The following is a 17,851-nucleotide window of genomic DNA, read 5'->3' as shown; positions in this document are numbered from 1 at the left end:
GTTTGCCTGAATCTTCGCAGGCTGCTACCGCATATATTGGCCCTTACATCTGCGTTCATCCCCGTCCATCCGCCAACATCTGGGGTTGAAAACTCCCTTGATTTCCCACCGCAAAAATGTAAAATTAAACAAACATGGGTAGTCAAAAATGAACCAACCACGCCGCCAAGCCTATCTCACCCTGATTGAATCTCTCCTCACCTGTCCCAGGGACGAACAAACCGCCATCCTGCAAGCCAATCTAGAATTATTAGACGATGATTTTGCCCAATATTTGCGAGAGTTGGCAACTCAAATTCTGGAAAACTTGGATGCAGACCAAGCATACAATCTTGCTAATATTTTATACAATTTACATATTGATTTTTCAAATCTTCCGCAAGGCAGTCGGGCAAGCAACATAGAGATTGCGATTGCTTGTTTGGATATAGGATTAACTATTTTTACTCGCGAAGCTTACTCAGAAAACTGGGCAATCTTTCAAAATAGTCTGGGAGGTGCTTACAGTGACAGAATCAAAGGAGAACGGGGTGAGAATATCGAAAGGGCGATCGCATTTTTTGAAGCAGCTTTACAAGTTCGCACCCGCGATGCTTTTCCCCAAGATTGGGCGATGACTCAAAATAATTTGGCAATTGCTTACAATGACAGAATCAAAGGAGAACGGGGTGAGAATATCGAAAGGGCGATCGCATTTTTTGAAGCAGCTTTACAAGTTCGCACCCGCGATGCTTTTCCCCAACAATGGGCGATGACTCAAAATAATTTGGCAAATGCTTACCGTAACAGAATCAAGGGAGAACAGGGTGAGAATATCGAAAGGGCGATCGCATTTTGTGAAGCAGCTTTACAAGTTCGCACCCGCGATGCTTTTCCCCAACAATGGGCGATGACTCAAAATAATTTGGCAAATGCTTACAGTGACAGAATCAAAGGAGAACGGGGTGAGAATATCGAAAGGGCGATCGCCTGTTATGATTTGGCTTTAGAAGTTTACACCCGCGCAGCATTTCCCCAAAATTGGGCGACGACTCACAATAATTTGGCAACTGCTTACTTAGACAGAATAAAGGGAGAACGGGGTGAGAATATCGAAAGGGCGATCGCATTTTATGAAGCAGCTTTACAAGTTCGTACCCGCGATGCTTTCCCCCAAGATTGGGCGATGACTCAAAATAATTTGGCTGCTGCTTACAGTGACAGAATCAAAGGAGAACGGGGTGAGAGTATCGAAAGGGCGATCCAACTTTTTCAAGCAGCTTTAGAAGTTTACACCCGCGATGCTTTTCCACAAGATTGGGCGACGACTCACAATAATTTGGCAATTGCTTACCGTAACAGAATCAAAGGAGAACGGGGTGAGAATATCGAAAGGGCGATCCAACTTTTTCAAGCAGCTTTAGAAGTTTACACTCCCACCGCTTGGCCAATTGATTGTCTGAGAACAGGCAGAAATCTAGGCAATTTAGGATTTGCAGAAAGTTTGTGGGAAACAGCCATCTTCGGCTACGAAAAAGCCATCGAAGCAGTCGAACAAAGCCGCGAGTGGATAACCTCCGACAACCGCAAACGAGAAATCATCGAAGAAAATCTCGATGTCTACGAAAAAATGATGCAATCCTGCATCAATCACCAACAATATGACAAAGCCCTGCAAACAATCGAACGCAGCAAATCCCGCTACCTAGTCGAACTCTTCACCAACAGCGAAATCTACCCCAAAACAGCCACCGAAACCGAGAAACAGCAACTCCAAAACCTGCGCCGCCAAATCGCCGCCTCCCAACAACTCCTAGAAACAGAAACCCCATCTCCTCCCCCTCTTTCTCCCCCCCTTACCAAGGGGGGGCCGGGGGGGGTTCCCGAAGACTCTCCCTCACAACGCACAACCCAAACCCGCAGCCTCAGCCCCGAATCTTTCCAACAAGAAAAAGACAAACTAGAAACAACCTTACAGCAACTAGCCCAACTGCTAGAACAGATAAAACAGCGAGAACCAGAATTCACCCTAACTCAAAAAGTCGAACCCATAGACATAACCAAATTCCAACAAACCTTAGACACCGAAACAGCAATCATAGAATGGTACATCGGCAATAACTCCAACTCCGACGATAGCTGGGGCGGATCAGCCTTCATCATCACCCGCGACAGCATAAAACCACTCACATATACCACAACCGAAATAGCCGAATTAGAAACCTGGAAAAACAACTATCTCGACGAATACCGCAACAAAAACACCAACCCAACCTGGCAAAAAACCCTATCCCAAAAACTCGAAAAACTCTCAGAAATCCTGCGACTAAACGAGATAATCGCCCACATCCCCCCCAACTGCAAACAACTAATCCTAGTACCCCACCGCTACCTGCACCTATTCCCCCTCCACGCCCTACAATTCACCTCAGAAACCCGATTTCAAGAAAAAACCAACTTTCGCGGCTACCTCCTCGACGGCTTCCCCGCAGGCGTGAAATACGCCCCCAGCTTGCAACTGCTGGAACTCGTAAAAAATCGCATCACCACCAGAAACTCCCCCCCACCAAATCAGCAACAACTATTCGCCCTCCAGAATCCCACCGAAGACTTATTCAACGCGGATATGGAAGTAGAAACCATCAAAACCAGATTCAATCCGCATCAAATTTTACTCAAAAAACAAGCCACAAAAACCGCCCTCAACGAAAACCGAGAAAACCTCTCAAACGCCAACTACCTGCACTTTTCCTGTCACGGCGTATTCAACTTTGACAATCCGCTGCTGTCATCCCTAGTCTTAGCCGATTCCCTGGAACCGCAAACCTCACCCCCGCCCCCAGAGTCAAATCAGCCCGCTGAAAAACAGCGCTATGTCACCCTACGCAGCGGCAGAAAAGCCATCCCAGAAAAATGCCTCACCCTGCGAGAAATCTTTGCCGAATTGCAGTTACCGCAGTGCAGTCTCGTCACACTTTCCGCCTGCGAAACCGGGTTAACCACCTCAACCGCAATCACGGATGAATACATTGGTTTACCCAGCGGTTTTTTGTATGCAGGTAGCATGAATGTTGTCAGCAGTCTGTGGGCTGTCAATGATTTTGCCACCGCAATTTTGATGATTAAATTTTATCAGGAATTGCCGGAGGCAGATTCAGTAGCCCTCGCTTTGAATGCGGCGCAAAACTGGATGCGCGCAGTCACGGAAAAAGATTTTCGTGTTTGGATGCAATCGTTAGGTTTAGATAAAAAATTGAGTCAAAAAGTCGAATTGTGGTTAACGTCTTTCACACCAGATGAATCACTATTTTCCGACCCACAATATTGGGCTGCCTTCTGTGCTACTGGATATTAAGAGGAATCGCATCTTGAAATCGTTACTACACAAACGAAGTCTACTCCTAGCGGGCTAAGAGAAAGCATGGCGATTGAAAACAGATTTGGTATAATGTGAAAGCGAGTGCGATCGCCAGAAAAACAACAAGCCAGAAGTAATTGCAAAATCTGTGAGATGAGTTACGAAACCTAAATTTTTATCAAAGGGGAACTGTCCTATGGAACCTGAACAAATTATCAATACTTTCCTGAACTGGCTGAACGAAAAACCGAGTATCTTTATCTCTGCATGGCGTGATTTACCTGAATTAGAAACACAAATAGCTGAATCGGCCGATGATGAATTATTCCCGATTGCCATGACTATCAGCAAGTGGTGTGGCAAACACGAACTGGGAACGACTTTGAGAGATGCTATTGAGGAACAAAACTTTGTTGATAATGTAAGTGATGCACGGAAAGATATCCGTCCCACGAAACCGACTTTAACGACAGGGCGGTCAACAACTAATATCACTAAAATTCTGCGCGACAGCATTCTAACTGCGTACAATCAACAACAAAATCCCAACCAAGAAAATAGTTCGGATACGGATAATGAACCAAAATAGCAAAATCTCTGCTCCCAACGTTCATTTATTTGCCTTTCACCTCTGGGATGCCCTAGGTTTTGACTCAAATTCCCCTGTCAATTCTCAACAGCCCGCCCTAACTTCAAGCTCAAATTCCCCTGTCAATCCCGAACATTTGTGGCAAAAGTGCAACGAGATATTGAAAAATAATCTCAAAGTCGATGCGGAATTAAATTCTAGCAATTTATACAGCGCGAAAACAGCACCTCCGGGATGGCGCGTCAACCTGATTGTTGAAAACTCTGTAAATGACCTGGCTTTTCTGCCTTTCGAGAAGAATATTGAGCATCACAGCCAGCCGATTTTTCTCCAAGGATTTGCTCAACCGCAGCGGATTGATGACAGTTATACTTTGGGATTTAACATTAGCATTCCCGAAGAAATTGATGGTATTAAAACATCTAATGTCGATGTTAGCATTTTTCAGGAGTTGAATCCAAGTAACTGCTTGCTGCCGAATTCTGTTAACAGTTATTTTGGTCAAACTCTGCTGCTTACAGCTTGGCTGAGTGCGGAACAAAACCAAGAAATGGGGCAAGATGAGCATTTTCTCAAAAGCTTGGCTCAACAGTGTCTGGAAAAGTTTATTTCCGGTCAAAATTTGCCCGCTTTTTACCGTCAAGGCGAGTTGTTCGGCAGTCCAATTTTGGAATATGGCAATCCGAATCAGCAGGCTTCCTACTGCCACATTCTGATCTGGTTTTTAAACAGTCCGGCAACAGATGAAATCTGGGATGCAGCCAGGTACAGCGATTTTATGGAGCTGTTTTTGTACAGAAATAAAATTCTTCTTGCTTTTTGGGAAAGTCGCGCCTATTACCGCGAAATTCGCGAGGAATATGAAAAAATCGAACTGGATATTGACAATACTTTTAAGTATTTGCAGCGAGATAAAGCTCAGCAAAGGCAATCGAAAGGTGCGGGTTTAAAGGAGGAAGAATTAAAATATCTGGAAACTCAGATGATTGAGATGCCACCTCGGGCTGTGAAGTATGCCCGAATGCTGATTGATTTGGAGTTTCGCCAAAATACGATCGCCATTAACGCCCAAAATTACCAGGATAAATTAAATCAAATAAGTCTTGACATCAAAGCAGCTAAAAAGTACAATGATAGTGATGCCGATTTAAGTTTCCTCGAAACATTCAGTAAAGAAACTTGCCCGCAGTTTCAAAGGCAGATTCAAGCAGATTTAGGCTATTTCAAACACGGTTCCGGCTTGCTAGACCAAGCAACCGAGGCAATTAGATCTATTGTGGCGATCGAAGAAGCTTATCGGGATGCCAAACTAGAGGTAACGATTCAAGCTGTGGGCTTTGGTTTGGGAGTAGCCGGGGTAGTGACTGGAAGTGCTCCTTATTTAATTAAACAAGACCCGCCGAATCAAATGGTTGCTTTGCCTTTCTTGAAGGTGGGAATTAATTCTTTTGCGTTGGTATTGTTGATTAGTATCGGTGCGGGGGTTGTGGTTTGGGGTGTGGTTATGCTGAGTGCCAATTCCAAGAATCTATTGGGTAAGTTCAAGAATCTACTCGGTAAAAATAAGCAGTTGCCGCCGCAATAGATTGGAATTGCATAAATCCTTGATTAATACGGAAACCTCAGATTTAAGGCAGATAAACATAGATTAACGCAGATAATTTTGAGATTGTTTGCGAATGAGTGCAAGAAGTCTAATCATGTCGGTTCCGGGCGGGCAAATCGCCCACCCGAGAAAAAGATTAGCTTTAATATTGAGGTACAGACGGGTCTACTTCTTCACTCCAAGCAGTAATTCCGCCCTTAACATTAATTCCCTCAATTCCAGCTTCCTTCAAAATCCCCAAAGCCTTGGCAGAACGCCCGCCCATTTTGCAGTGTGCAATCAAGCGGTGGCCGTTCAACAATTCCTTGACCTTAGCGACACCTGCGCCCTGTTCGATATCCGGCAAAGGAACCAAAACTGACCCAGGAATTTGACAAATTTGATACTCGTTGGGATTGCGAACATCCAACAATACAAAATCCTTCGCACCGCTGTCGATTAACTCCTTAAGTTGCGTGACAGTCATCTCAGGAATTTGCGTTTGCTGGCTTGCTTCCTGCGCTTTAGCTTGAGGAATGCCGCAGAATTGTTCGTAATCGATTAACTTTTCAATTACCGGACGCACTGGATTAGGCCGCAGTTTCAATTGTCGGAACGTCATATCTAAGGCATTGTAAAGCAACAGTCTGCCGCTCAAAGTAGTGCCTTGACCCAAGATAATTTTGATAGCTTCCGTTGCCTGGATAGAACCGACAACTCCGCACAAAACGCCTAAAACGCCGCCTTCGGCACAAGAAGGAACCATGCCAGGAGGCGGGGGCTCCGGGTACAAATCGCGATAATTCGGGCCGCCTTCGTAGTTAAAAACTGTTGCTTGCCCTTCAAATCGGAAGATGGAACCGTAGACGTTGGGCTTGTTTAAAAGCACGCAAACGTCGTTCATCAAATAGCGAGTCGGGAAGTTGTCCGTGCCGTCGATAATGATATCGTAAGGAGTGGCAATGTCGATCGCATTTTCCGAACTAACGCGAGTCTCGTACAAATCAACTTGGCAAAAAGGATTAATTTCTAAAATCCGATTTTTAGCCGACTCAATCTTCGGTTTCCCAACCCAAGAAGTGCCATGAATTACTTGCCGCTGCAAATTAGAATGGTCTACAACATCAAAGTCTACAATCCCAATGCGGCCAACACCGGCGGCTGCTAAATACAGCAGCAGCGGCGAACCGAGGCCTCCCGTACCGATGCAGAGCACGCTGGCAGCTTTGAGACGCTTCTGCCCATCCAATCCAACTTCTGGCAGGATCAGGTGGCGAGAGTAGCGTTCGTATTCTTGTTTGTTGAGCTGGATCTCCTCCAGATTAGGATTTAGCATGATATTGTGTGTAGCGCAGATTTTGAATTACATCCTATCTGAATCTTTCGCATTTTTACCTGTTTGTTATTTTTACTAATTATTTCTTAATCTGAGTCGGTTCCTGTGCGAGAATTTCCTCTGCTTGAAAGTTCCCCTCTCCGTCAAGACTCCAACTGCGGAGGTCTTCTGAACAGCCTTGTCGGACGGACACAATGATATAAGAGTATTCGGCCCAGGCCAATGTCCGATCGCACTCTGAGGGCACTGCGGGACAATCCGTATGGGAATGATATATACCGATAATATCCAGAGTGCGATCGCGCCCGTGTTTCATCGCCCGCAACATATCTTCGGGCTTTATAGCATATCTGCGTCTTTCTGTCAATTCTTTTTGGTCAGGCCAATTCTCCTGGGCCTCAGCACTCCAAGCATTCTCAGTCGGCCAAACTTCTACTATATTTTTAACATCGCCAGTAACTCGACCGAGCAACAAACCGCAGCATTCTTCAGGATAAGCGCTTTCGGCGTGGGTGCGGATGGATAAAATGTGAGAGTCGGAAAGTGCGATCGGCTGCATAGGATTTTAGTGTAGATTTTTTTGTAAAGTGCGATCGGGCTTTTTTTTAAACGAACCGCGAAGACGCGAAGGACACGTTCGGCGAAGGCGTTCCCGGAGGGTAGGAAGACAAGAGAAGGGAAGAGAAAGAACTTACAAAAATAACCTCATTAATTACCTGCACTTAGATATCTAAACGTTAGATTTTTTCACTATTTCTCACTTCTCTTCTCTGTGTCCTCTGCGCCCTCTGCGGTTCATAAAAAAGTTACTGTAGGGTGCGCCGGGTCGCGCACCTTACCCCTTAGTTTATGTACCTATCTAGCCCTCAATTGCAATCAAGTTGCAATTAAGAGGGAGTTTGCTGCAACTCAGGCCGCTCATCTGGAACGATCGCCCCTTCGACAGGACACACCTGCAAACAAATACCGCAGTCAATACAGGTATCAAAATCAATCCAAAACCAATCAGTACCCTTGACATTTTTGCCGGGGCCGGGATGAATGCAAGCAACCGGACAAGCGCCAACGCAATCAGCAATTCCCTCGCAAATATTCGTAACAATAGTGTGTGCCATAGTGTTCTCTCAAAACATTTTAGGTAGATAGGGAATTAGCAATTAGTAATTGGCAAAACCTTCTCTGAATCAGCAGGATACATAATATCATATCGGGTGATTTTTAACCAATTACCAACTACTAATTACCAATTACCAATTAGCCTAATTTACCGTTTCAATAGTTGGCAATCCTTCGGCATTTACCCAAGCAATTTGAGCAATTCGTCGATCGCGCGCGTATTCCCGTGCCGACTCTGCTGTCTCCCGACTCTCCAAATCTATTTCCACCCGAACTAGGTGAGTAGAGTCTCGGAGTTTGCGAGCGTAAGCAAACGCGGCGGCACTAGCTTCAGGAGTTTGAGCCACAACCAACCAGTCGCTAGCAGGCGTCTGGCTGGGCAATTGCCCCTCTGTCAGCAACACTTGGTGCAATTCTTCAATATTCAGACAAAACCCGATGCCGGGGGAATTTTGCCCTTGCGGATCAAACAGTCCCAACAGTTGGTCGTAACGTCCCCCTTGTCCTAGAACTCGCTGTCCTGTCTTACTGCTGCTGACAACTTCAAACACAATTCCAGTGTAATAGTCAAATGTTTGAATTAAACTCAAATCGAGGTGAATGTGGGATTTGAGATTGGGAATTTTTGACTGGCATTGGTGCAGCAATTCGATCGCAGATTTGAGATTATCTAACGCGGCTTGCTGCGGCAAATCTAAATCCAGCTTGGCAACAATTGGCAACACTTCTTCTGGGCGGCCGCGCAAGTCAAATAACAGCAGAGCTCTTTCTCGCAATTCGGTTGACAGCGGCAAAGTTTCCAAGGCAATTCGGTCCAGATTGGCGATCGCCCCCCGAACTTTTTGGCGCACGTTTGGCGGAAACGGTTCTAGCAATGTTGCAGTCAAGCCCGCTTCTCCCAAAACCAAATGCCACTCATCAATTTCCAAGCTCTGCAAGCACTCAGACAGCAGCAGCAGCACTTCCGCATCCGCAACCGCCCCCCCCGCGCCGAGGAGCTCTACGCCAGCTTGATAGAACTCCTGTTGCCCGCCTGAGCCAGTATCTGGGCCTTTGCGGAACACGTTAGCGTTGTAGTAGAGGCGCTGAGGCTGCCAGCGAGTCCCGGCCATCCGCATTGCAGCCGCGCGCGCGATGGATGCTGTCAATTCCGGCCGCAAACCAAGTTCTCCATCCTCGGCGTCTTGCAATTGAATTAAGGTCGATCGGTCGATCGCGCCCCCAGCCATCAAAGTCTCCAGCCTTTCTAGAGTAGAGGTAATAATCCGGTGATAGCCCCAGCGGTGAAAAACCTGCTGCAAGCGCCGTTCGATCGAAATTTTTTGAGCAACGTCAAGGGGCAATAAATCTCTTGCACCCGATGGGGGTTGGTGAACCATATCAATTTTAGATTTTAGACTTTAGATTTTAGATTGGGCTTAGAAGCTTAGCTTTAGGGGACGGTGTTAAAGTCGAACCAGGCAAGCTTAACATTCGACTTTAACAAATTAATGTGTCATATCAATTTTAGATTTTAGATTTTAGATTTTAGATTGGGCTTAGAAGCTTAGCTTTAGGAGAGGCTGTTAAAGTCGAATCAGGCAAGCTTAACCTTCGACTTTAACAAATTAAGGCGTGATAGCGTTTTGGTTTGCATGGGAATAATCATTTTCCCCGTCAGTGCAAGCGTCCCGCTCTTTCTGGAGCAGCCGCGATCGCGGGACGATCGCACTGACGGTACAATTCCGATTGGGTTCCGAGGTGATCTCACCAGCTCTTGATGCTTTTGAGCGAGATCACTTCACTGCTGAGCAGTTTACCAATTTCTAAATATTCCTGACTCACAATTCACAACTTCTCACTTCTTCTTGCCGCCAAACAAACTTGCAAAAAATCCTGGTTTATCGTCACTTTTTTTGGCTTTTGCGGAAGCTTGTTCCAGCTTTTTCTTAACCTCCAAAGCCGTCGGTTCTTCAGGATTTGATGCCAAAGCTTTGTTCATCTCAAGTTTTGCCATTGTGGCTTGATTTTGTTCAAGGTAACACATTGCTAACATAGCGTGAGCCTTGCTGTGTTTTGAATCACCCTTCAGGACTTCCCTCAACTCCAAACTTGCTTTAGCGTAATTTTTGCTGTCCATAAATCCTTGAGCTCGGCGGCAATAGGCTTCGGTCTGCGGGTTGGGGCGCGGAGGTGGAGGTGGAGTTGGGGTTGGGGTTGGAACTGGGGTTGGGGGAATTGGGGTTGGGGGTGGTGGCGGGGTTGCAATGCCAATGCGCTCTTTTCGCAGCAGGTAAACCATGTTAAGTTCGCTAATTTGATCGATCGCCTCTTGCGTTTCCTTAACTGATTCGTACTGCTTGAGAGCGAGTTTGCTAACTGCTGTTTTGTAAGCTTCTTCCCAATCTTTAGCGGTAGCTAACTGTTTGGCTGCTTCGCTTTCGATTTGCATTTTCGCCTGTTCTTTAACGACGCGCTTGGCGATGGCTGCTAATAGCAGGCTGTATTCTTTGCGATCGCTTTCCTTAGAGAATTTATTGTAAGCCGGATTGACTACTTTTGACAAAAATTGGTTAGCCCAATCTTTATCAGCTTGGCTTTCAAAAGAGCAAGTATCCGAATGCAACCGGCGGGCGATTTTCATGTAGCGCTTGCGGATGTCGTTAAACTCGGCGTCTAAGGGAATTCCCAAAATTGCGTGCTGATCTGTAAAGTCATACTTGAACAGCCCTTTTGTCATTTCAAAAGACATAACTTTTACTCTTCCTTTCCTGGCTTTTCACTATTCTTTAATGTAGCTTGAGTCAAGGGGTTCTGACCCCCGTACTACCCCCGATCTATTGCTGGGGGGCGCTACTTCCAAGAAGATAAGGGAGGAACTGCTAGCAGTGCGCTGCTGAGTTCGGCGTGTATTTTGCTGTTTGTGGCCAAAACCCGACCCGAGTTCATCTCAAAGGCACTGCCGTCATAAGCTGTCACTTGACCTCCGGCTTCGGAGACGATGAGTACACCTGCTGCTACGTCCCAAGGGGCGAGTCCCCGTTCCCAGTATCCGTCCGATCGCCCCATCGCCAGGTGTGCGAGGTCTAGGGATGCGGAACCGCTGCGCCGCACGCCTTGGGTGAGGTGGGTGAGGTGACAGAATTCGGCATAATTATTGTCTGCTGTTTCCCGCCGATCGTATGCAAAGCCAGTGACTAGCAAGCTGGTTCTCAATTCTGAGATTTGGGAAACTTCGATCGGCAAACGGTTGCAGGTTGCTCCCAATCCTTTGCCTGCCCGAAACAATTCATTATGAAAGGGGTCGTAAATTACTCCAATTTGTGGTATGCCGTCGATTAAAAGTCCGATCGACACGGCCCAAAAAGGATATTGGTGAGCATAATTGGTTGTGCCGTCCAAAGGGTCGATCGCCCACAGGTATTTGCTGCTGGCATCTCCTAATTTGCCGGATTCTTCGGCGAGGATGGCGTGGTCGGGTACGTGGCGGCCCAGAATTTCTAAAATGACGGCTTCTGAGGCTTTATCGGCTTCTGTGACTAAATCGCCCGATCGGCCTTTTTCTTGAATTTTTTCTAATTTTCCGCAGAAAGATTTCAGGACGGAACCGGCGGCTAGGGCTGCTTCGGTGGCTATTTCTAAGAAGTTTTGCAGTTGATTGTCTGTCATTTGTTAGTTGTTATAGCGGAAGGAAGAGGGAAGAGGGAAGAGGGAAGAGGGAAGAGGGAAGAATGAAATCATTGCTCATTAGTTGTTAGTTATAACTGAGGAGTTTTTAGTCATTGACTAATGACTACTGACTACTGACTACTGACTGAGGAGTTTTTAGTCATTGACTAATGACTAATGACTACTGACTATTTCCGATTTTGCTGGCGAAATTCTGCGGGAGTTTGGCGCAAAGCTCGTTTTGGATTCCACAAGCCTTTACCCATGAGTCTCGCCCATTCTTGAGCGTTGATGAGTCGCTGCTGATATTTGGTGTTGGGCGATCGCACCGAGGCCAGGGCATAACCTTCTTTGACTAGCTGTTCGTTAAGCAAATTTTTATCTTGCCACAAGTAGGCTAGTTTGCGATCGAACTGGTCTTTCTGTTCGATGTCGGATTCTAACAATACCTGTTTTCCCCTAGTTAGCTGTTCTAGTCTTTGTTTGGCTGCTTCTCCCCAAGGCTGCTGTTTTAAATCCGGTGCATCAATACCAATCAGCCTGATTTGTTCCAATAAGGCTATTTTGTCGGCTGTACTGATAACTTCGATTGTTTGCCCGCTGATGGCCCTTTCTACTTTGGCGATCGTACCTTGGGGCATTTCTGGTTTTTGGCAGCTAGCTAACAACAGACAAAGGGCGATCGCAAATAACCGATAAAGCATGGATAATTGGTAGTTGATTATTTATCAAATTGCCTCACTCTTCATCCAACGGCAAACCGGCTTTAACTTTACCTTTGCCGAAGTAACGACCGAATTGCAGTTCGTACACTTCGTCTTCGTCTTGCGTCTCTACCTCGATGTTGGAACGGGGATAGCTGACGCACAACAGGGCATAACCTTCTTTTTGCAGTTCCACAGACAGCCCCATTGCTTCTGGCTGGTGCAGTTCCCCCGAATTGACGCGCACCGCACAGGCGGTACAAGCGCCGTTGCGGCAGGAAAATGGTAATTCTACTCCTTGATTTTCGGCACTTTGGAGGATATAGCGGTCTTCGGGTACTCGCACGGTGTGGCGATCGCCTGTCTGTCTGTTATGAATTTTAATTGTGTAAGAGTTAGTCATGGAATTTTAGATTTTAGATTTTAGATTTTAGATTGGGGTTGGCGCGGCAAGATCCTTGAAATGAATGGGTTTGCGACCCAGGGAGGAGAACCCAAGCCTGCCCGTTTCACACCCTACCCATATTAAACCGCAAATTTATGTCGTTACCCCTTCCCAAATCAGATTTGTTCTGCTAAGATAGTTTAGCTGTGGCTAAATGAATGTATTTAGCCCTGGAGAGGTGGCCGAGCGGTTGAAGGCGCACGCCTGGAAAGTGTGTTTAGGGCAACTTAACGAGGGTTCGAATCCCTCCCTCTCCGTTAAACAAGCTGTTCAGGCAAAAAAAACAGCTTGCAACAAAAATCTCTGATATGAGATAAATACTTTGATTAGAGCGAGATCCCTTGAATTCTTTTAGAAAACTCAAGGGATCTCGCTTTTCTAGGGTTAGATGCCTCTGACCTGGGCATCGGCCATCGGGCATGGGTAATAGTTAGTGGTTACTGGTTAGTAGTTTTTCTAATCACAAATAACCCATGCCCTATTCGCAATGCCCAATTTCCAAATTAAATGAACAAGCTAGGTGAGATTTTAAAATAATCGCCGAGTGCCTTAGCTTGTGCCTTGCTAATCGCTCTTTTCCCATTCACAACCTCAGACACCACGCCGCTCGATCCAATGATACCTACCAAGTCCGCTTGACGGGTGCCGCTGGATTCCATGATGTGTTGCAAAATCTCATGAGGCTCCGATTTCTCGATCGGATAATTTTCCGTCTCATAAACTTCAATCAGCGTGACTAACAACTTGTATAAAACTTTCTCCTCTGGAGTGAGGTTTTTAGCGAACGTTAGCCGTTCTGCCACAGCCAGGAGGCGATCGTATTCCTCTTCGGTTTCGATCGCCCTAGGAGCGATTTCTGCAAGCAAGTTGCTATAAGTGGCTCCATCAAAAGTAAGGATCATTTTTCCATTTGTCTTTGTCGTATTCAGCGTGGGTTAGGAAATATTTGTAGAAAATAGTTTGCTCCTCGTAGTTGATGCCGACAATCAGGCGATATTCGTTGCCTTTGATATTAAAGACTGTGAAGTTTCCTACTGCTTCGGCATCCCGGTAAATCTTGCGAACCTCCTCCAAATTCTGCCATTCTGCTTTCTTTACAGTTTCGTTCCAGCTATCAATTTTATTTTTGACATCGGGATACTGGGCAGCATCTTTACGGAGGTTCTGAATAGAAATTAGGTGCATGGGTTTTTCTGGGATTTATTCTTTTTTTCTGCATAGCTTTCTCTGTTTTTCGTTTACTTTCGTTTTACTTTCGTTTTACTTTCGTTTTACTTTCGTTTTACTTTCGTTTGGTTTTGCTTGCATACTATGCTTATACTCTCATTTTGAGAGGAAAACGTCAAGGCCCGATCGAGTAAAAATTCTTTAACGCACTCCAAGTGGGTTTTGTGTGTGTAGGCGCGGTTGGAAACCGCAGGCTTTGTCTTTAATCCCACTCTTCCTCCCCCGACTTTATCCTCATCGTGTAAAAAAGCTTCTAGCAGCGTGGTTCGGGCGATCGCCTCGCAAATCAGAGTCAGCGTTTTAGCAGAGGCTCTACGCACGACAGGGTTGGGGTGATGTGCTAGAGCTTCCAGCAAAAAAAAGTTGCAGGTTTGCCAATTGAGCCGAGACTTTCTGCTAAACTCAGCCTCACCATTCCCTGCGAATCTCCCATACATTCGACCATCTTTTTGAGCAGTTTGCTGTCGCTGAGATTGAAAGTTGCGAGGACCATTTGCTCCCTCACCGTTTGCAGCAAAGCGTCGCTTTCGCCTGGATCAATTTCTGTTTGAATATCAGTGGGGTAATTTTAGATTTTAAATTTTAGATTTTAGATTGAGGTAATTTATATCGAACTTAGCATCAGCGAGATTTGCCCCTCTGAACGAAGTACCCTCAGCATTTCCAATCTCTCGAACAATAGCCGAGAATGACACAAACGCAAACCAAAGATACAGCAGCGACAGCAAAACGAAACACATACCCCAAAACAGTTTGTGAGTGCTCAGAAAAGCGCTCGCCGTTGCACTGAACAAAAAAGCTGCTGCGTAAGTCGCCACACTTCCAGCCGATGCGATCGCCACCTGTGAAAATTGGCTACGAATCCGGGAATTCACAAAAAACATTAACACCCCGCCGATCGACATTCCAGCAAGAGCAGCCTGGGAATTATTATTAGTTGCAGTCCCAGCATAGAAAAATCCCAGCAAAGCTCCTGATAGAATAGCAGAAATTGTTCGTGCCAATCTACCCGCTTTTGAGGTTTTTGGCTGTTTGCTGGCGATCGCCGAAGCGAAGCCAGCAGCGCTCAAAACCCCGTACAGCAACAGAACAAAAGGCCAACTGCCAGAGCCCGGTAGTTGTCCTTGAGTTCCCAAAATCAGTCGAGTCAGAACATCGCCCACAACCAAACAAATCGCGATCGCCCCAGCACTCAAAACAGCTATCTGTCGCCGAGAAAGCCCGATTTTCGCACCGATAAAATTCGCACCCGCTAACTGAGCATTTCTAAAATTGCAGCCTCGAACATCCGCACCGCTGAAATCAGCACCGCTAAGAACTTGTCCTTGGAACGATCTATTTCGTAAAATTTGATTGCTAAAATTATTGGAACCCGAATACTTCATATTAGTACAGGATGCTTGAAAATATATAAATCTGTCAGTTTTCCCCTCCCCGATCTCAAATCTAAAATGGTATGAATTATCGACCCACGATCAAACCAATTTGGCATATTCTCGGTCTCGGAATATTGCTCGCACCAATACTACTCTACAACATTCCCTACTTTTTGCGCCCCCAACAAACAAACGAAGCCCGATCGCTCTTTCAAGGAATAGCCTACCGCAGGGAATTTCGGACTAATCCGCGTCCCACCCTAATTCACATTGTTAGCATCGACCTAAAAGCGCCGGGAATAGGAATTTTTGTCACTCCCGGAAACCCAACACCCGATTTAACAGAAACCAATGCCCGCACCGCTACTGAATTCCTGAAAGAATTTAAATTGCAATTAGCCGTCAACGGCAATTTTTTTTATCCCTGCATCGAGGAAGCACCTTGGGATTACTATCCCCGCAGTGGCGATCGAGTAAATAATGTCGGACACGCCATTGCCAAAAGCCAAGCTTATTCTCAACCACATTCAGGCTTTCCCGCCCTTTGTTTTGATGCCAAAAACCGCGCTCAAATAATCGAAAACGGTACTTGTCCTGCGGGAACAGCCTATGCAGTTGCCGGAGATACTTTGCTGGTAAAAAATGGCCAACCCGTAGCACAAAGCCAGAAAGAACGCACACAGGATAAACCCTATCCCCGTGCCGTCGCGGCGATCGACAAAACAGGCGACAAGTTGTGGTTAATTCTGGCAGACGGCAAGCAGAGGCTTTACAGTGAAGGGCTGAAATTGAGCGAAATAACTGATATTTCGATGCAGTTGGGAGCCGAGACAGTGCTGAATTTAGATGGCGGCGGGTCGGTAACTTTTGCAGTAGCATCGCCGTCAGGAGCGAAACTGTTGAATGCTCCGATTCAGAATAAAATTCCCATGCAGGAACGTCCAATTTCCAATCATTTGGGATTTTACGCGCGAGATAATAATGATGCCTCCGCATACTCAAATAAATAGGGTACTGATTGCCTTCATTAGTAATACAAAAATTCGCTTAAATACCCACAAAATTTATTATTCAGCAGTGAAGTTTTTTTTAATCTGCCCAAAATCCGGGAATAATTGCTAAAATTGTAAAGAAACGTAACAAAAATTTATAATTGGCTTATGAAAATTAACGAAATCCAAGCAGCGCTGCAAAGTTCGGATTCTCAAGAGAGGCTGCGGGGGGTAACGGCTCTGAGAAACTGCGATTCTGCGGTGGCGCTGCCGATGTTGCTGAGCAAAGTGGACGATCGCGAGTTTATGGTGCGATCGTTCGTGGCGATGGGATTGCGGCAGATTCAAACAGGGGAAGCTTTTGCGGCGCTGTTAAAAATGATGCAGTTTGATCGCGATCCAAACGTGCGCGCCGAAGCTGCTAACTCTTTGTCAAGGTTCGGAACCGAGGCAATTTCTCACTTGGTGGAAGCTTTCCGCCGCGATGACAATTGGCTCGTCCGCCGCAGTATCATGGCTGCGCTGTATGAAATGCAGTGTCCTGATGCAGTATTTGAAATTTGTGCGATCGCTCTTAGCGGCGAAGATTTACCAGTTCAGGAAGCAGCAATTGACGGATTTGGTCTGCTGGCAAATACTGTGAAGCAAGAACAGGCATTACAGCAACTATTATCTCTAGTAAGTTCGCATAACTGGGGAATTCGGCTGCGAGTTGCTCGCGCGCTGAGCAGATTTGACAATCCTCAAGCTCGCGCTGCTGTGAGCTATTTGGCAAAAGATCGAGATCATCGGGTTGCAGGTGCGACTTTGGAAGCTTCGCTTTAAAACAAGGGCTTACAAGCTCAACTGTGCTATCTGCGCTATCGTGCCGAAAAAACCCCGGGTCAGGGAATGTTTAAGCGGTTCTACGCCGAGGAATGGACCGAAGAGTATATTCACGGATTTTTGTTCAATTGGGAACAGAAGCTGGCACAATTGGTAAGTAACAAGAATTAATTTTAATAGAAGCTTCAGCCACTACACTAATAAGTGTAGGTTGGCATGAGGAAAATGCCAATGGTCAAAAAAAATCGCAATGTAGTTAGTTCCAATTCAGAAAGTAAAGTCAAAGTCGGACTTTCGCTGACTTCTTCTAGTGCCGATCGATTAAACGTGATCGCTCGCAAGCTCGGAATATCAAGGTCGGAACTCCTAGAACGCTTGGCACAAGGCGCTCTGGATATTTCTAAGGACAAGACGGAAGTTACTGTCACTTGGAAAAAAGGTGAAGAAACTGAGGTAGAGGCAGCCCACTTGCAAGGGGAAACAGCCGAAGAAAGCGAATTTAATGACGCTGTAACGGCAGAAACTCTATCGGATTCGGTGAGTGTAAAGCCAAATCCGTTGCCAGAAAGTTACGAAAGTTTACAGCAGCAGTTGAGTGAACGCGAAAGTTCGATCGCTTCTTTACAGCACCAATTCGCTACCGAAAAGCAAAATCTCGAAAGCCAATTAGC

The 17,851-nt window shown here is 46.0% G+C and carries 19 protein-coding genes and 1 tRNA gene; 8 read left to right on the top strand and 12 right to left on the bottom strand.

Features of this window, described 5'->3' with window-relative positions:
• The first annotated feature begins 148 nt into the window (after positions 1-148).
• The 3 genes from QUA24_RS07445 to QUA24_RS07435 all read left to right on the top strand — a co-directional run bounded on the left by QUA24_RS07445 (position 149) and on the right by QUA24_RS07435 (position 5,511).
• On the top strand, positions 149-3,334 hold the full coding sequence (locus QUA24_RS07445; protein ID WP_333228483.1) for a CHAT domain-containing tetratricopeptide repeat protein: 3,186 nt from the start codon (positions 149-151) through the stop codon (positions 3,332-3,334).
• A gap of 199 nt (positions 3,335-3,533) precedes the next feature.
• Positions 3,534-3,926, top strand: coding sequence for a hypothetical protein (locus QUA24_RS07440; RefSeq protein ID WP_333228481.1), 393 nt, complete (start codon positions 3,534-3,536; stop codon positions 3,924-3,926).
• Positions 3,913-5,511: a hypothetical protein gene (locus QUA24_RS07435; RefSeq protein ID WP_333228480.1), complete on the top strand. Its 1,599-nt coding sequence runs from the start codon at positions 3,913-3,915 to the stop codon at positions 5,509-5,511. The genes QUA24_RS07440 and QUA24_RS07435 overlap by 14 nt, the downstream gene beginning before the upstream one ends.
• Before the next feature lie 163 nt (positions 5,512-5,674).
• On the opposite strand, the gene moeB is transcribed toward QUA24_RS07435, so the two are convergent.
• The 8 genes from moeB to QUA24_RS07395 all read right to left on the bottom strand — a co-directional run bounded on the left by moeB (position 5,675) and on the right by QUA24_RS07395 (position 12,718).
• Positions 5,675-6,847 (bottom strand): molybdopterin-synthase adenylyltransferase MoeB, encoded by a 1,173-nt coding sequence (gene moeB, locus QUA24_RS07430; RefSeq protein WP_333228478.1) that lies wholly within the window; start codon positions 6,845-6,847, stop codon positions 5,675-5,677.
• Between the two features lie 79 nt (positions 6,848-6,926).
• Entirely contained in the window at positions 6,927-7,406 is a 480-nt protein-coding gene (locus QUA24_RS07425) for a M67 family metallopeptidase (protein ID WP_333228476.1), read from the bottom strand.
• Positions 7,407-7,734: 328 nt separating this feature from the next.
• Positions 7,735-7,962, bottom strand: a complete 228-nt coding sequence (locus tag QUA24_RS07420; protein ID WP_006635695.1) for an indolepyruvate ferredoxin oxidoreductase subunit alpha — start codon at positions 7,960-7,962, stop codon at positions 7,735-7,737.
• 144 nt (positions 7,963-8,106) lie between these two features.
• Positions 8,107-9,342: an ATP phosphoribosyltransferase regulatory subunit gene (locus QUA24_RS07415; protein WP_333228474.1), complete on the bottom strand. Its 1,236-nt coding sequence runs from the start codon at positions 9,340-9,342 to the stop codon at positions 8,107-8,109.
• Between the two features lie 458 nt (positions 9,343-9,800).
• Positions 9,801-10,694: a tetratricopeptide repeat protein gene (locus QUA24_RS07410; protein ID WP_333228472.1), complete on the bottom strand. Its 894-nt coding sequence runs from the start codon at positions 10,692-10,694 to the stop codon at positions 9,801-9,803.
• A 101-nt stretch (positions 10,695-10,795) separates the two neighbouring features.
• Complete coding sequence (locus QUA24_RS07405; RefSeq protein WP_333228470.1) at positions 10,796-11,611, bottom strand: inositol monophosphatase family protein; 816 nt, start codon at positions 11,609-11,611, stop codon at positions 10,796-10,798.
• A gap of 188 nt (positions 11,612-11,799) precedes the next feature.
• Positions 11,800-12,315 carry a thermonuclease family protein gene (locus tag QUA24_RS07400; protein ID WP_333228468.1) on the bottom strand — a complete coding sequence of 172 codons (516 nt, stop codon included), beginning with the start codon at positions 12,313-12,315 and terminating at the stop codon, positions 11,800-11,802.
• Between the two features lie 34 nt (positions 12,316-12,349).
• The gene (locus QUA24_RS07395) at positions 12,350-12,718 is read right to left on the bottom strand and encodes a 2Fe-2S iron-sulfur cluster-binding protein (protein WP_333040827.1); all 369 of its coding nucleotides are present in this window, start codon (positions 12,716-12,718) and stop codon (positions 12,350-12,352) included.
• Positions 12,719-12,932: 214 nt separating this feature from the next.
• On the opposite strand from QUA24_RS07395, the gene QUA24_RS07390 reads away from it, so the two are divergent.
• Positions 12,933-13,017, top strand: a tRNA-Ser gene (locus tag QUA24_RS07390).
• Between the two features lie 246 nt (positions 13,018-13,263).
• On the opposite strand, the gene QUA24_RS07385 is transcribed toward QUA24_RS07390, so the two are convergent.
• The 4 genes from QUA24_RS07385 to QUA24_RS07370 all read right to left on the bottom strand — a co-directional run bounded on the left by QUA24_RS07385 (position 13,264) and on the right by QUA24_RS07370 (position 15,372).
• The gene (locus QUA24_RS07385) at positions 13,264-13,662 is read right to left on the bottom strand and encodes a transcriptional regulator (RefSeq protein ID WP_333228466.1); all 399 of its coding nucleotides are present in this window, start codon (positions 13,660-13,662) and stop codon (positions 13,264-13,266) included.
• On the bottom strand, positions 13,646-13,945 hold the full coding sequence (locus QUA24_RS07380) for a type II toxin-antitoxin system HigB family toxin (protein ID WP_333228464.1): 300 nt from the start codon (positions 13,943-13,945) through the stop codon (positions 13,646-13,648). Before QUA24_RS07380 ends, QUA24_RS07385 begins: the two co-directional genes overlap by 17 nt.
• An 86-nt stretch (positions 13,946-14,031) precedes the next feature.
• A complete protein-coding gene (locus tag QUA24_RS07375) occupies positions 14,032-14,424 on the bottom strand; it encodes a HEAT repeat domain-containing protein (protein ID WP_333228462.1) in 393 nt (130 codons plus the stop codon).
• A gap of 138 nt (positions 14,425-14,562) precedes the next feature.
• Positions 14,563-15,372, bottom strand: coding sequence for a pentapeptide repeat-containing protein (locus tag QUA24_RS07370; RefSeq protein WP_333228460.1), 810 nt, complete (start codon positions 15,370-15,372; stop codon positions 14,563-14,565).
• A 71-nt stretch (positions 15,373-15,443) separates the two neighbouring features.
• Here QUA24_RS07370 and QUA24_RS07365 point away from each other — a divergent pair, with 71 nt between their 5' ends.
• The 4 genes from QUA24_RS07365 to QUA24_RS07350 form a co-directional block, all read left to right on the top strand.
• Positions 15,444-16,373 (top strand): phosphodiester glycosidase family protein, encoded by a 930-nt coding sequence (locus tag QUA24_RS07365; RefSeq protein ID WP_333228458.1) that lies wholly within the window; start codon positions 15,444-15,446, stop codon positions 16,371-16,373.
• A 150-nt stretch (positions 16,374-16,523) separates the two neighbouring features.
• A complete protein-coding gene (locus tag QUA24_RS07360; RefSeq protein WP_333228456.1) occupies positions 16,524-17,180 on the top strand; it encodes a HEAT repeat domain-containing protein in 657 nt (218 codons plus the stop codon).
• 21 nt (positions 17,181-17,201) lie between these two features.
• Entirely contained in the window at positions 17,202-17,351 is a 150-nt protein-coding gene (locus QUA24_RS07355; RefSeq protein WP_333228581.1) for a hypothetical protein, read from the top strand.
• Positions 17,352-17,411: 60 nt separating this feature from the next.
• The coding region (locus QUA24_RS07350) for a ribbon-helix-helix protein, CopG family (RefSeq protein WP_333228454.1) at positions 17,412-17,851 on the top strand (440 nt) is incomplete at its 3' end.

Origin of the sequence: Microcoleus sp. Pol12B5, assembly GCF_036701335.1 — a bacterium.
GTDB lineage: Bacteria > Cyanobacteriota > Cyanobacteriia > Cyanobacteriales > Microcoleaceae > Microcoleus.
This window is presented reverse-complemented; position numbering and strand designations above follow the sequence as displayed.